This window comes from Exiguobacterium sp. SH0S1 (assembly GCF_004337165.1).
GTDB lineage: Bacteria > Bacillota > Bacilli > Exiguobacteriales > Exiguobacteriaceae > Exiguobacterium > Exiguobacterium aurantiacum_A.
The window spans coordinates 873616-885884 of sequence record NZ_SJVC01000001.1; the positions used below are offsets into that span (position 1 = coordinate 873616).

Below are 12269 nucleotides of genomic sequence, written 5' to 3' on the forward strand. Positions count from 1 at the left end.
CGTTCGCTTACAATGACTTCTCGGCTAACTCTAACAGTTTCTCTTTCGTGAGTTCGCCTTCATACTTTTCAATGACTTTTCCGTCGGCATCGATGACGAACGTCACCGGTAAGTTATAAATGCCGTACGCCTTCTCGACTTCGCTACGTGTATCCATCAAGATCGGATAGTCGAGTTCGACGCCGAGGTCATTGATAAAGTTGTCGACCCGCAGCGGCGTCTCACCGACGTTCACGGCCCAAAAATCCACGCCCATATTTTGAAGCGTGGCATAGTTGTCTTGTACGACCGGCATCTCTTTCTCGCACGGTTCACAGAACGTACCCCAGAAATTTAACAGCATCCCTTTCCCATCATACGTTTCGCGCTCGACCATCGTCGCACCGTCAAGACTGACGAGTTTAAAGTTCGGCGCGTCGTCTCCGGCCTCGACCCGGCCATCGTTCCCGGCCTGCTCGATCAATTGCATGATGACGACCGCACCGGCAAACAGCACCATCGTCATAATCATGAGGCGCCAAAATGACCGCTTTTTCTTATGGGCCATCGCTTGATTCATCCGATCGCCTTGTTTCGTCTCTTTCGTCATGATTTCACACCATCCTTCAGTTGCTATTGTACTGAAAAAACAACGATAACGCACATTAACAGACTTTTTTCATCTTTTTGTCACAGAATCTCCACAAAAGAAAAAATCATCCTGTGTAAGGACGATTTTTAACTTGTTATTTTTTCTTTTTCTTGCCTCGTGGTTCATTTGGCACGACCGGGTTCGCGAGCTCACGGAGCTTGCTCACTTCCTTGCGTGACAACTCGCGCCAGTCGCCTGTCGTGAGTCCGTCGAGCGTCAAGAAACCGAACTGTTCGCGCTTCAGTTTGATGACTTCCGAACCGACTGCTTCGAGCATGCGTCGAATCTGACGGTTGTGCCCTTCCGAAATGACGATTTCGAGAATCGCCGAGTTCTTCTTATGGTCGACTGTCTTCATTCTGACTTTCGCGCTGCCCGTCTTATAACCGTCATCGAGCTCTAAGCCTGACTCGAGCTGCTTGATAGCGATATACGAAGGGATGTTTTTCACTTTCGCGACGTAACGTTTCGGGATTTTGAACTTCGGATGAGTCATCATGTTCGAGAATTCTCCGTCGTTCGTCAAGATGATGAGTCCCGTCGTATTGTAATCGAGACGACCGACCGGGAAGACACGTGACCCTGGTGGGACGAGATCGGTAACGACTTTGCGTCCTTTATCATCGTCGACCGTCGACACGTAGCCGCTCGGTTTGTAGAGCACGTAGTAGACGTGTTCTTCCTGTTCGATTTTGACGCCATCGACTTCAATCTCCGACTTCGGTCCGACTTTCGTCCCGAGTTCACGAACGACTTTGCCGTTAATGCGAACCCGTCCGTCTAAAATCATTTCTTCGGCTTTACGCCGTGAGGCGATACCCGCTTGGGCAATCACTTTTTGTAAACGTTCCATTTAATCATTCTCCAATCTATCTTCCGTAATCGAAGTTGGCTGGCCGAAGAACAGATCGCCTTCGTCTGCCAACTCGTCAACAAACGTTAATGGTGGCAACTCCTCGAGTGAATTGAATCCGAAATGGTCAAGGAAATGCTCGGTCGTCCGGTACAGTTTCGCGCGCCCAATCGTCTTCGCCCGGCCAGCTGATTCAATCAGCCCTTTTGACAACAACGTATGAATGACGCGTTCGACTTTGACACCGCGGACTTCCTCGATATCGGCCCGTGTGACCGGCTGCTTGTAGGCGATGATGACGAGCGTCTCCATGGCCGCACGAGACAGCGCCTGTTCGGCCATCGTCCCGACATACCGTTGAATGTACTCGGACACGTCCGGGATCGTCACGAGTTTGTACACGCCGCCCGATTCGATCAATTGAAACGGACGCCCCGAATCCGTGAACGACGCCCCTAGCTTATTCAATTGTTCGCGGGCAGCGGCCTCAGAAATATCGAGCGTATCTGCTAGCGCCCGGACTTCCATGCCCTCTTCTCCGACGACAAACAATAGGCTTTCAATGATCGTTTCATAAGACAACAACGGCTTCATCCCTTTCCTTTGACGCTTCGACAAACGAAATGTGAATATCTCGGTCGACTTGCTTTGTCGTGACGACTCGTAACTTAATCAACTCAAGCAGCGCCATGAACGTGACGACGAGGTCGGACACGTCCGGCCGTTCTTCGAAGAATGCAAAGAACGACGTGTTCCGGTTCGCCGACACATGTTCATGCAAACGGGTCATCTGCTGTTCGAGCGTCCGCTCTTCCCGCTTGATCGTCTTTTTACGCCGTTCTTTCCAACGCTTCCGCTCGACCATCTTTGAATAGGCGTGCAACAAATCTGAAAAGTTGAGCGGTCCATCGTAAGGTTGGACCAGTTCAGACATGTACCGTGTCAAATCTTCGCCGGGACGGCTATATAGTTCGAGCCGTTGCTCTTCTTGCTCGCGCATGAAGACGACCGCTTCTTTATAAGCTTTGTATTCAATCAACTGTCGAATCAACCCTTCCCGAGTCGGCTCTTCGCCGAAATCCGGAATCTCATCGTCCTCGATCGGGACCGGTGGCAACAGTTGTTTGCTCTTTAATTGGAGCAACGTCGCCGCCATGACCAAATATTCACTGGCCACATCGAGCTCAAACTTTTGCATCGTCCGGATAAAGGCGACATACTGGTCCGTGACTTCCGAAACAGAGATGTCGGCGATATCGAGCTCCATCTTGCCGATCAAGTGGAGCAACAAGTCGAGCGGGCCTTCGAACGTATCGATTTTGACGTTATACGCTTCCATAGAGACACCTGCCATTTAACATTTTTGCGCTTTAGTATAACATGTTTTGTAGTACAGTGACCACGAAAGGAGAAAATTGATGCTTACCCCTTTTTATCAGTATACATTGCTGTTTGAATGTCATGCCGATTATTTCGAGTGCCACGAGGTGCTCGAAGAGGCGTGGCAGGATGGGAACCGTGAACATCTCGGCTATGCCGTCTTGATCCAGTACGCCGTCGCCCACTACCACTTCCGCCGGGGCAATACGGCCGGGGCCGTCAAGAGCGTCGCTGCATTGAAGCAAAAGCTTCCTTTGGCCAAAAGCTCTCTTGAACCGCTCGGCATCGACATGGAGGCGTTCACACGCGACTTGGAACGTTGGCCGCTCTCGGACACACTCCCGCTAGACGAGGCGACACGCCGACAAATCGACCGGTTGAAATCCACGTTCGAACCGACCTCCCTGACTTTCGACGAGCTCGTCCATAAACATATCCACCGTGACCGGACGCCCGTCGTTGAAGAGCGTCTGCTCGCGCTAGAACAACGACAAAAAGCTAGGCGCTGAGCCTAGCTTTTTATATCGAGACTTGATTCCATTTATCGAGCAAGTCACTCGTCTTCCCGTGACCGACAAGCGTCAAATCGAGCGGTAACAAGTTCCGCGTCTCATCGAGCAGTTCATATGAACGTTTTTCGCCACGGAACGAAGGCGACAAGGCGATATGATGGATGCACATCGTCGTCTCAAGCTGTTCCATCCCGATGATCCCGACGAAGTCTTCTTCGACTTTCCACAAGTAGAGGAACTTCGAAGCATCTTCCTCGTAAGACCGTACGAGTTCGAGAAGGGCGAGCGGAGACTTGTCGCTACATGAAAATGCGAGCAGCCCCATCGCCGTCTTCTCGTGCGATTGTTTATACTTCACCAGCATGGCTGGTCTCACCACCTTTAGTCAGACATGTTTCACGAAGTGAACACGTGAGAGACATGGCTCATTGTGCCATAACGTTTAGGCAGAAATCAATTCTCATCCCAAACTTTAACTTCAGCCATCTTCGTGCCTTGGCGAAGTTTGACCGCGTGTTCAAGGCCTGACGTCACTTTACCGAACACAGTATGAACCCCATCAAGGTGCGGTTGTGGCGCATGGACGATGAAGAACTGTGATGAGCCCGTGTTGCGCCCAGCGTGTGCCATCGAAAGCGAGCCGGCTTCATGTTTGTACGGGAACGAAGTCGACGTCTCACAAGGGATCGTTTTACCTGAACCGCCCATACCTGTTCCGTCCGGGCATCCGCCTTGACTGACGAAGCCTGGGATGACACGGTGGAACGTCAATCCGTCGTAGAAGCCGCGGTTCGCGAGCTCTTCGAAGTTGTCGACCGTGATCGGTGCTGCGTCATGGAATAAATCAAATTCAATCATTTCACCGTTCTCTAATTTCATTGATCCTTTTTTCATATGGAAATACCCCTTTATGTTCATATAGTCAATAATCACTCACATTACCCATCTTATCAAAAAAAGACGTCTGCCTCCACTGTTTTGTGGAAACAGACGTTCTGACTTACTGGATGACCGCGTGGACGAGCGGACGTGCCTCTGGTTGAGTGGCGCCGATCGTGTAAGCATGATCCATGCGTTCAAGTGCCGAAGACATGTCTTCGATGTTTGAACGAAGGACCGCGATGACGTCACCCGCCTCGACTTTGTCGCCGACTTTCTTCTCGAGCGTGATACCGGCCGCGAAGTCGATCAAGTCGTCCTTCGTTGCCCGTCCCGCTCCGAGGAGCATCGCTGCGACACCGACCTCGTCCGCGATGATCGATTCGACGTAACCGGCTGTCTTCGCGACGAACGTCGTCTCAAATTTCGCTTGCGGGAATTTAGTCACATCATCGACGAGTGAGGCGTCCCCACCTTGTGCCGCGACGAACTGACGGAATACTTCAAGCGCGTGACCGTCGGCCATCCGGCGTTCAAGATCGGCGTATGCTTCGTCAAACGTCTTATAAAATTCACCGAGGACGGCCATATGACCGGCAATCGTGAGTGCGATCGTTTTCAAGTCTTTGACGTCTTTCCCAGACAATACTTCAATCGCCTCTTTCACTTCGTTCGCGTTCCCGATTTCAAAGCCGAGCGGTTGGTCCATATCAGTGATGACGGCGATCGTCTTGCGACCGACGTTCTTCCCGATGGCAACCATCTCTTCAGCGAGTGCTTTCGCGTCGTCGAACGACTTCATGAACGCACCAGACCCTGTCTTGACGTCAAGGACGATGCTGTCGGCACCGGCCGCGATCTTCTTCGACATGATCGAGCTCGCGATGAGCGGGATCGACTCGACCGTCGCCGTCACGTCGCGGAGCGCGTAAAGACGTTTGTCGGCCGGCGTCAAGTTGCCCGTCTGCCCGATGATCGACATCTTGATGTCGTTCACTTGCTTCGTGAACTGCGCTTCTGTCAACTCGACGTTGAACCCTGGGAATGATTCGAGCTTGTCGATCGTCCCACCTGTATGACCGAGCCCGCGCCCGCTCATTTTAGCGACCGGGATACCGATCGAGGCGACGAGTGGGGCGACGATCAAACTGATCTTGTCACCGACGCCACCAGTTGAGTGCTTATCGACTTTTTTCCCTTTAATTTTAGAAAGGTCGATGACGTCACCTGACTTGACCATTTCCATCGTCAACGCCGCCGTCTCTTTCTCGGTCATGCCATTGAAATAAATCGCCATCGACAAAGCAGACATTTGATAGTCTGGAATCGTCTCATTCGTGAAGCCTTCCACGACGTAGCGGATCTCCTGTTCGTTTAATTCTCCACCGTTACGTTTTTTCAAAATCAAATCGACCATACGCATAAGTTTCGTCCTCCTAGAATTGTTTTAGTCACATGCTTTTAATCGTGCCACGTACGAGTGAAAGGAAGTCTTGACGGACGCGCTCTGTCGTCTCGATGACTTCTTCGTGGTTGAGCGGTTGGTCAAGGATACCTGCGGCCATGTTCGAGACGCACGAAATTCCGAGGACACGCATGTCTGAGTGACGAGCCACGATGACTTCTGGTACGGTCGACATGCCGACGACGTCGCCGCCGAGCAGACGGGCCATCTTGACTTCGGCCGGTGTCTCGTATGTCGGACCGGTGTTCCCGAAGTAGACGCCTTTTTGAATCTTGAGACCGAGGTCTGACGCGACCCGCTCTGTCAACGCGACGAGTTGTTTGTCGTACGCCTCTGACATATCCGGGAAGCGTGTCCCGAAGTCGCTCGCGTTCTTGCCGATGAGCGGGCTCGTGCCGAAGAAATTGATATGGTCCGTGATGACCATCAAGTCGCCCGGGTTGAACGCCTCGTTGCAAGCACCAGCGGCGTTCGTGACGATGAGCGTCTCGACACCGATCAATTTGAGGACACGGACTGGGAACGTGACTTGTTCCATCGAATATCCTTCATAGAAATGGAACCGTCCTTGCATCGCAACGACACGTTTCCCTTCAAGGTCACCAAAGACGAGCTGTCCGGCATGACCTTCGACTGTCGAGACCGGGAAGTGCGGAATATCTTCGTAAGGAATCGCGACCGGATTCTCAATCTCGTCGGCGAGCACGCCAAGACCCGATCCGAGAATGAGTCCGATTTCTGGCGTTCCGTTCATGCGTTCCTGTAAAAATGCTTTTGTTTCGTTCCAATTTACCATGTGTAGTGCCTCCTCAAATTTCGTTTAAGAAACTGTTTCCGATTGCTGGTGCGTCGACGTCAAAGTTATCCGCCACCGTGGCGCCGATATCTGCGAACGTAGCGCGAACGCCGAGGTCGACCGCAGTCGAACCGTGGTGATGGACGATGAGCGGGACATATTCCCGCGTATGGTCCGTCCCTGGTGCCGTCGGATCGTTACCGTGGTCGGCCGTGATGATCAGCAAGTCGTCTTCACGCAAGCGAGCAAACACTTCAGGAAGACGGGCGTCATACTCTTCGAGCGCGACCGCATATCCTTCCGGATCCCGGCGATGGCCGAACAATGCGTCAAAGTCGACGAGGTTCAAGAAGCAGAGCCCTTCGAACTCCTCATCAAGCGAAGCGACGAGTTTGTCCATCCCGTCCATGTTCGACTTCGTACGGACCGCTTTCGTCACGCCTTCTCCGTCATAGATATCACTGATCTTCCCGAGGGCAATCACGTCTTTGCCAGCTGTTTCGAGCGTGTTCATGACCGTCTTGCCGAACGGTTTGAGCGCATAGTCGTGACGGTTTGACGTCCGGACCCAAGCACCAGGCGTTCCGAGGAACGGCCGGGCGATGATCCGTCCGAGCATGTACGGATCTTCGCGCGTGATGTCGCGCGCGTATTCGCAGATGCGGTACAGTTCTTCGAGCGGGACGACTTCTTCGTGGGCCGCGATTTGAAGCACCGAGTCGGCCGACGTATAGACAATCAACGCACCTGTCGCGACATGCTCTTCACCGAGCTCGTCTAAAATTTCCGTTCCTGATGCCGGCTTGTTGCCGATGATGTCGCGTCCACTGAACTCTTTAAGCCGGTTGATCAAATCGTCCGGGAATTCCTCGAACACACGGAACGGCGTATCGATGTGGAGACCCATGATTTCCCAATGACCAGTCATCGTATCTTTCCCGGCCGAAATTTCTTCCATCCGCCCGAACGCGCTCGGCGCGCTTGACGGTTCGATGCCTTCGATCGGTTTAATGTTCGCCAATCCGAGCTTGCCCATGTTCGGCATGTTCAGGCCGCCATGCTCACGAGCGATGTGACCTAACGTGTCTGAACCGACGTCTCCGAACTGGTCGGCATCTGGGGCTTCCCCGATCCCGACTGAGTCCATGACGACTAAGAATATACGTTTAAATTTCTTCACAAAAGTTCCTCCTTTAAGTGTCTAGGCCCGCGGGTGATGCTTACGGTACACATCGTGGAGCCGCGCCTTGTTGACATGTGTGTAGATTTGAGTGGTGGAGAGATCGGCATGGCCGAGCATTTGCTGGATGGCGCGCAGATCGGCACCATTCTCGAGCAAGTGCGTCGCGAACGAGTGACGCAGCACGTGCGGTGTGATCTCTTTCGGGATACCGGCGTCTTTCGCCCGTCGCTTGATGATCTTCCAAAACCCTTGGCGGCTAAGCCGACCGCCACGTCCGTTCAAGAACAACGCCTCGGTCTCCCGACCACCGAGGCCGTTTCGCGCTTGCTGGATGTAACGTTCGACAAAATTTTGGGCGACCGACGACACCGGAATGATCCGGGCGCTCTCGCCTTTGCCTTCACACTGTAAATACCCCAGTTCAAACTGTAAATCATCCAAATCAAGACCGAGAAGTTCGCTGACGCGCATGCCTGTCCCGTAGAGCAGTTCGAGCATGGCACGATCCCGAAGCGCGAGCGGATCGTTCGTCGGGACGCTATCGAGCAAGCGCTCGACTTCGTCTTGCGACCACGTGTCCGGCAGATGTCGTTCCGCTTTCGGCGTCTCTAAGTAAAGTGCCGGATCAGTCGAGGCGCCGCCGCTCATCTTCAGATGGTGATGAAACGTGCGAATCGAACTGACGGCTCGCCGCAGTGACGAGGCGGCCCGACCCGCTTGCGACAGTTCCTCTAAATGCTTGACGATATGTGAGCGCGTGACTTCATTCCACTCGGTCACCCCAAGTTGGGTTAGTGTCGATAAGTACTGGGTCAAATCGCTCGCATAGGCTTGTCTCGTGTTGGTGGACATTCTTTTCTCAACCGTCATATATTGTAAAAACGACTCGACTTGCGAACGCATGACATCCCCCTCCTTCCTCGCTACACCTGAATACGCTTACATCATATCACTTATGTAAACCGTTGTGAAGACGTCTGACCTCATTTTTTTGTAAGTTTTTTTGACAGTTTTTTGTCATCGATTTCACGCCCGTTTTCTCCAGGAAATCGACTGACAATCCCGCTGCATCACTGGTAAGATGAACGTAGTTGAAAAGGAGGGATGACGATGAACATCGAACACGTTGCCGTATGGGTCCACGACCTCGAACGGATGCGCCGCTTTTACGAGACATACTTTGGTGCCAGCGCCAACGACAAATATACGAACCGGCACAAACAGTTCACATCGTATTTTTTAACGTTTCCGGAATCAGCGTGCCGACTCGAGCTGATGTCGCGGTCGGACATCCAAGGCGAAGCGATGCCGACACTCGGCTGGGCGCATGTGGCGTTCGCGCTAGGCAGCGCCGAGGCCGTCGACGAATTGACGGCGCGCTTGCAGGCTGATGGCTATGAACTCGTCGATGGACCGCGTCTGACCGGGGACGGCTATTATGAGAGCGTCGTCCACGATCCAGAACTAAACAAAATTGAACTGACGATTTGATCTGATGATCAACATAAAGGAGGACAAGCCGCTCGGCTTGTCCTCCCTTGTTTCGTCAACCGTTAATGACGGCTTTATGCCCTTCGAGCGTGACGCCTTTCGCTTGGCACACTTTACAGATGCCATGGAACGTCAAACGATGGTCTTTGATTAAAAATTCATACTTGCTCTCGACTTTCTTCTCGACGTCGACGAGCAGGTCTTCCATGATCTCTTCGACTGATCCGCACTCGACACAGACGAGGTGATGGTGCGAATGGTTCGCCCCTTCTGGTCTGAGATCGAACCGGGCGACACCGTCACCGAAGTTGACTTTGTCGACGACGCCGAGCTCGGTCAACAGTTCGAGTGTCCGGTACACGGTCGCGAGACCGATTTCGGGTGCGATACTCTTGACGAGCATGAACACGTTCTCTGCACTTAGATGGTCTGTTTCATTCTCAAGCAAGATACGGACCGTTGATTCTCGTTGCGGTGTCAATTTATATCCTTTGGCGCTCAATTGCTGTTTGATCCGTTCAATTCGCGTTTCCATAAGGCGCCCCCTCTTTACATAATTCACTATTCAAAGCATACCGAAGTTCCGTCGATTTTTCAAATTAAAATCATTACTATGTAAGTCTATCACAACCTACTACAGATTAGAATTATTTCAATTTAGATAATTGCCACCATTGAATCGCCATAATCGTCTTGGCATCGGTGATCCGGCCACTCGCTAAAAGTTCGCCCGCTTCTTCGAACGTATAACGTTCGACTTGTAAAAATTCGTCCTCGTCTAGGTTCATCGCTCCCGCCGTCAAACCTTTGGCGACGAACACGTCAACGCGCTCACTACAAAATCCAGGTGCCCCGTAAAACGAGAACATCTTTTCAAGCGACTCGGCTTTATAACCGGTCTCTTCCTCGAGTTCACGCTTCGCACTCGCGAGCGGCTCTTCTCCGATTTCAAGTTTCCCGGCCGGAATCTCGAGTGACATCGATTCGAACGCTTTCCGGTATTGCTCGACGAGAACGATCTTGTCGTCCTCATCGATCAACAATATCGCGACGGCCCCATTATGATACACAAGCTCTCGGACCGACGTTCCTCCGTTCGGGAGCGCGACGACATGCTTCTCGACATCGAAAATCTTCCCTTGATAGATGACTTCCCGTTCAATCGTTTTCTCTTCCATGGTTATGTACTCCTCACGTTTTCTTATATACTGTAATTATGAGTCAAATCAATGGACGGAACAAGGAGGAATTATCGATGGCAGAACTTGGACTAGGAACGATGTCGATTTTAAAACAAGGTGACGATGAGGGCCGACGGATTCTCGAGGCGGCTTACGCGTCAGGGATCCGTCATTTTGACACGGCTGACGTCTATGACCGTCACGACGTCGAACGGCTCGTCGGTGAGACGTTTGCCGGTCGGCGCGACGATTTGTTTTTGACGAGCAAAGGCGGAAATGAATGGACCGAGGACGGAATGCGCTGGAACCCAACCCCTTCTTATTTAGAACAGGCGCTTCACGGTTCTCTCGAACGACTACAGACGGATTACTTAGACTTATATTACGTACATGGTGGAACGATGGAAGACGACCTTGACGCGACGATCGATTTCATGCGCCGACAAAAGCAGGCCGGGGTCATCCGTCAAATCGGGCTCTCCTCGATTCGTCCGAACGTGATCCGCTACTGGCTTGAGCACGGGGAGCTCGATGTCTTGATGACACCGTACTCACTGCTCGACCGCCGCATCGAATCGCTCGGGCAAGACGTTCCGCTCGTCGGTCGAGGACCGCTCGCTAAAGGGCTGTTGACCGATGAATGGTCCGAGCGCTTGAGCGCTAAGGGCTTCGAGTCGTGGAGCGAACCCGAGTTACGCAACCTCCTGTCGACGTTACCACACCCGATTCAAGCGTATGCGCTCGCTGCCGCGAAACGGACGTGTGCCGTCGTCTTGCCTGGCGCTTCTTCTGTTGAGCAGTTGCAGCAGACGATTGACGCGTATCATGACGACATCAATGAGCGTGCACTCGATAAACTACTGGCTCGTCTACCGATTCATCCGTATACAAAACATACGACCTGAACGTCAGGTCGTATGTTTATCGCGCTGTTTCATTTGTTCGATCGCCCAATCGGCCCAATCGGCATAGTTTTCCATCATGCGGATCGCATATTCACTCGTCAATAAGTACCCGAGCGTGTCCGCTTCCGATTGATGGGCTGCTTGGAACGCACGAATTTGATGTGCGACTTGTTCATGATGCGTTTTCGTCTCCTCGACGTAACGGATCGCCTCGTCGAGCGGAAGCAGTTGCAGCAGGCTGACGCGCAGCAGGTTCTCATCTTTCATCTTCGGCTGAAACGACGTCGGTTGTCTGAGCCAGTCAATCAACTCTTGACGTCCCGTCGCTGTGATCGAATAGATCTTCTTATCGGGAAGATCATGTTGGGTCACATGCTCTGACGAAACGAGGTGCTCGTCTTCCATCTTTAACAGTTCCCGATAAATCTGTGTATGATGGGCGTGCCAAAAGTGGATCATTTGCGCTTTGAACGTCGCGTTCAAGGCGTAGCCGGTCGCAGGCTGATGGGTCAACAACCCGAGTAGTGCATGACGTAACGCCATAACCATCACCATTCCCTTGCAGTTCAGTTTTTTTAAGTGTAGCACAATCTCTTGTAAGTCCGAGAATGTCAATCGGTTGACGGGCGCACCGAAGACACAGACAATGAGAGAAAGGAGTGATCAATCATGAAACCAATACAATCTGAACAACAATTCCAAACTGCCATTCAAGATAAAGGAATGGTCATCTTCACGACGTCTTGGTGCCCGGACTGCCGCCGCCTCGACATGTACGTCGACGAACTCGTCAAAGACTACCCGCAATTCAACTGGTACGTCGTCGATCGCGACGAACTGCCTGAACTATCTGACACGCAGGAAGTCCGTGGCATCCCGTCACTGCTCTTCTATAAAGAAGGCGTCAAACAAGAACACCTTCATTCGGCGCATGCGAAGACGGAAATGCAAATTCGGTCGTTCCTCGACACGTTGAACGCCTAATCAAAAGAC

At 52.3% G+C, this 12269-nt stretch carries 17 protein-coding genes; 4 read left to right on the plus strand and 13 right to left on the minus strand.

The window, feature by feature from the left end:
* Nucleotides 1-7: 7 nt before the first annotated feature.
* The 4 genes from EVJ20_RS04445 to EVJ20_RS04460 all read right to left on the minus strand — a co-directional run bounded on the left by EVJ20_RS04445 (nt 8) and on the right by EVJ20_RS04460 (nt 2823).
* Nucleotides 8-589, minus strand: a complete 582-nt coding sequence (locus EVJ20_RS04445; protein WP_071397661.1) for a redoxin domain-containing protein — start codon at nt 587-589, stop codon at nt 8-10.
* Nucleotides 590-725: 136 nt separating this feature from the next.
* Entirely contained in the window at nt 726-1484 is a 759-nt protein-coding gene (locus tag EVJ20_RS04450) for a pseudouridine synthase (RefSeq protein ID WP_071397662.1), read from the minus strand.
* The gene (gene scpB / locus EVJ20_RS04455; protein ID WP_173647368.1) at nt 1485-2078 is read right to left on the minus strand and encodes an SMC-Scp complex subunit ScpB; all 594 of its coding nucleotides are present in this window, start codon (nt 2076-2078) and stop codon (nt 1485-1487) included.
* Entirely contained in the window at nt 2056-2823 is a 768-nt protein-coding gene (locus EVJ20_RS04460; protein ID WP_070327115.1) for a segregation and condensation protein A, read from the minus strand. The genes scpB and EVJ20_RS04460 overlap by 23 nt, the downstream gene beginning before the upstream one ends.
* Before the next feature lie 79 nt (nt 2824-2902).
* Between EVJ20_RS04460 and EVJ20_RS04465 the strand changes: the two genes are divergently transcribed.
* On the plus strand, nt 2903-3373 hold the full coding sequence (locus EVJ20_RS04465) for a DUF309 domain-containing protein (RefSeq protein WP_131507169.1): 471 nt from the start codon (nt 2903-2905) through the stop codon (nt 3371-3373).
* 10 nt (nt 3374-3383) lie between these two features.
* Here EVJ20_RS04465 and EVJ20_RS04470 read toward each other — a convergent pair whose 3' ends face one another.
* The 6 genes from EVJ20_RS04470 to xerD form a co-directional block, all read right to left on the minus strand.
* The gene (locus tag EVJ20_RS04470) at nt 3384-3740 is read right to left on the minus strand and encodes a GCN5 family acetyltransferase (protein WP_070327113.1); all 357 of its coding nucleotides are present in this window, start codon (nt 3738-3740) and stop codon (nt 3384-3386) included.
* An 89-nt stretch (nt 3741-3829) separates the two neighbouring features.
* Entirely contained in the window at nt 3830-4270 is a 441-nt protein-coding gene (locus EVJ20_RS04475) for a peptidylprolyl isomerase (RefSeq protein ID WP_035386247.1), read from the minus strand.
* Between the two features lie 106 nt (nt 4271-4376).
* Nucleotides 4377-5678: a pyrimidine-nucleoside phosphorylase gene (locus EVJ20_RS04480; protein ID WP_131439774.1), complete on the minus strand. Its 1302-nt coding sequence runs from the start codon at nt 5676-5678 to the stop codon at nt 4377-4379.
* A 28-nt stretch (nt 5679-5706) separates the two neighbouring features.
* Nucleotides 5707-6516 (minus strand): purine-nucleoside phosphorylase, encoded by an 810-nt coding sequence (locus EVJ20_RS04485; protein ID WP_016509380.1) that lies wholly within the window; start codon nt 6514-6516, stop codon nt 5707-5709.
* 13 nt (nt 6517-6529) lie between these two features.
* Nucleotides 6530-7696, minus strand: coding sequence for a phosphopentomutase (deoB, locus tag EVJ20_RS04490; protein ID WP_131439776.1), 1167 nt, complete (start codon nt 7694-7696; stop codon nt 6530-6532).
* Nucleotides 7697-7717: 21 nt separating this feature from the next.
* Nucleotides 7718-8602, minus strand: a complete 885-nt coding sequence (xerD, locus tag EVJ20_RS04495; RefSeq protein ID WP_016509359.1) for a site-specific tyrosine recombinase XerD — start codon at nt 8600-8602, stop codon at nt 7718-7720.
* Between the two features lie 207 nt (nt 8603-8809).
* Here xerD and EVJ20_RS04500 point away from each other — a divergent pair, with 207 nt between their 5' ends.
* Nucleotides 8810-9190, plus strand: a complete 381-nt coding sequence (locus EVJ20_RS04500) for a VOC family protein (protein WP_131507171.1) — start codon at nt 8810-8812, stop codon at nt 9188-9190.
* 55 nt (nt 9191-9245) lie between these two features.
* On the opposite strand, the gene fur is transcribed toward EVJ20_RS04500, so the two are convergent.
* Nucleotides 9246-9725: a ferric iron uptake transcriptional regulator gene (gene fur / locus EVJ20_RS04505; protein ID WP_016509373.1), complete on the minus strand. Its 480-nt coding sequence runs from the start codon at nt 9723-9725 to the stop codon at nt 9246-9248.
* Between the two features lie 112 nt (nt 9726-9837).
* Nucleotides 9838-10368, minus strand: a complete 531-nt coding sequence (locus tag EVJ20_RS04510) for an NUDIX domain-containing protein (protein WP_071397666.1) — start codon at nt 10366-10368, stop codon at nt 9838-9840.
* A 77-nt stretch (nt 10369-10445) separates the two neighbouring features.
* Here EVJ20_RS04510 and EVJ20_RS04515 point away from each other — a divergent pair, with 77 nt between their 5' ends.
* Complete coding sequence (locus tag EVJ20_RS04515) at nt 10446-11276, plus strand: aldo/keto reductase (protein WP_236633375.1); 831 nt, start codon at nt 10446-10448, stop codon at nt 11274-11276.
* Between the two features lie 3 nt (nt 11277-11279).
* Here the strand turns inward: EVJ20_RS04515 and EVJ20_RS04520 are convergent, their stop codons facing one another.
* Complete coding sequence (locus EVJ20_RS04520) at nt 11280-11825, minus strand: PadR family transcriptional regulator (RefSeq protein ID WP_236636161.1); 546 nt, start codon at nt 11823-11825, stop codon at nt 11280-11282.
* 120 nt (nt 11826-11945) lie between these two features.
* Between EVJ20_RS04520 and EVJ20_RS04525 the strand changes: the two genes are divergently transcribed.
* A complete protein-coding gene (locus EVJ20_RS04525; RefSeq protein ID WP_071397668.1) occupies nt 11946-12260 on the plus strand; it encodes a thioredoxin family protein in 315 nt (104 codons plus the stop codon).
* Nucleotides 12261-12269: the final 9 nt, after the last annotated feature.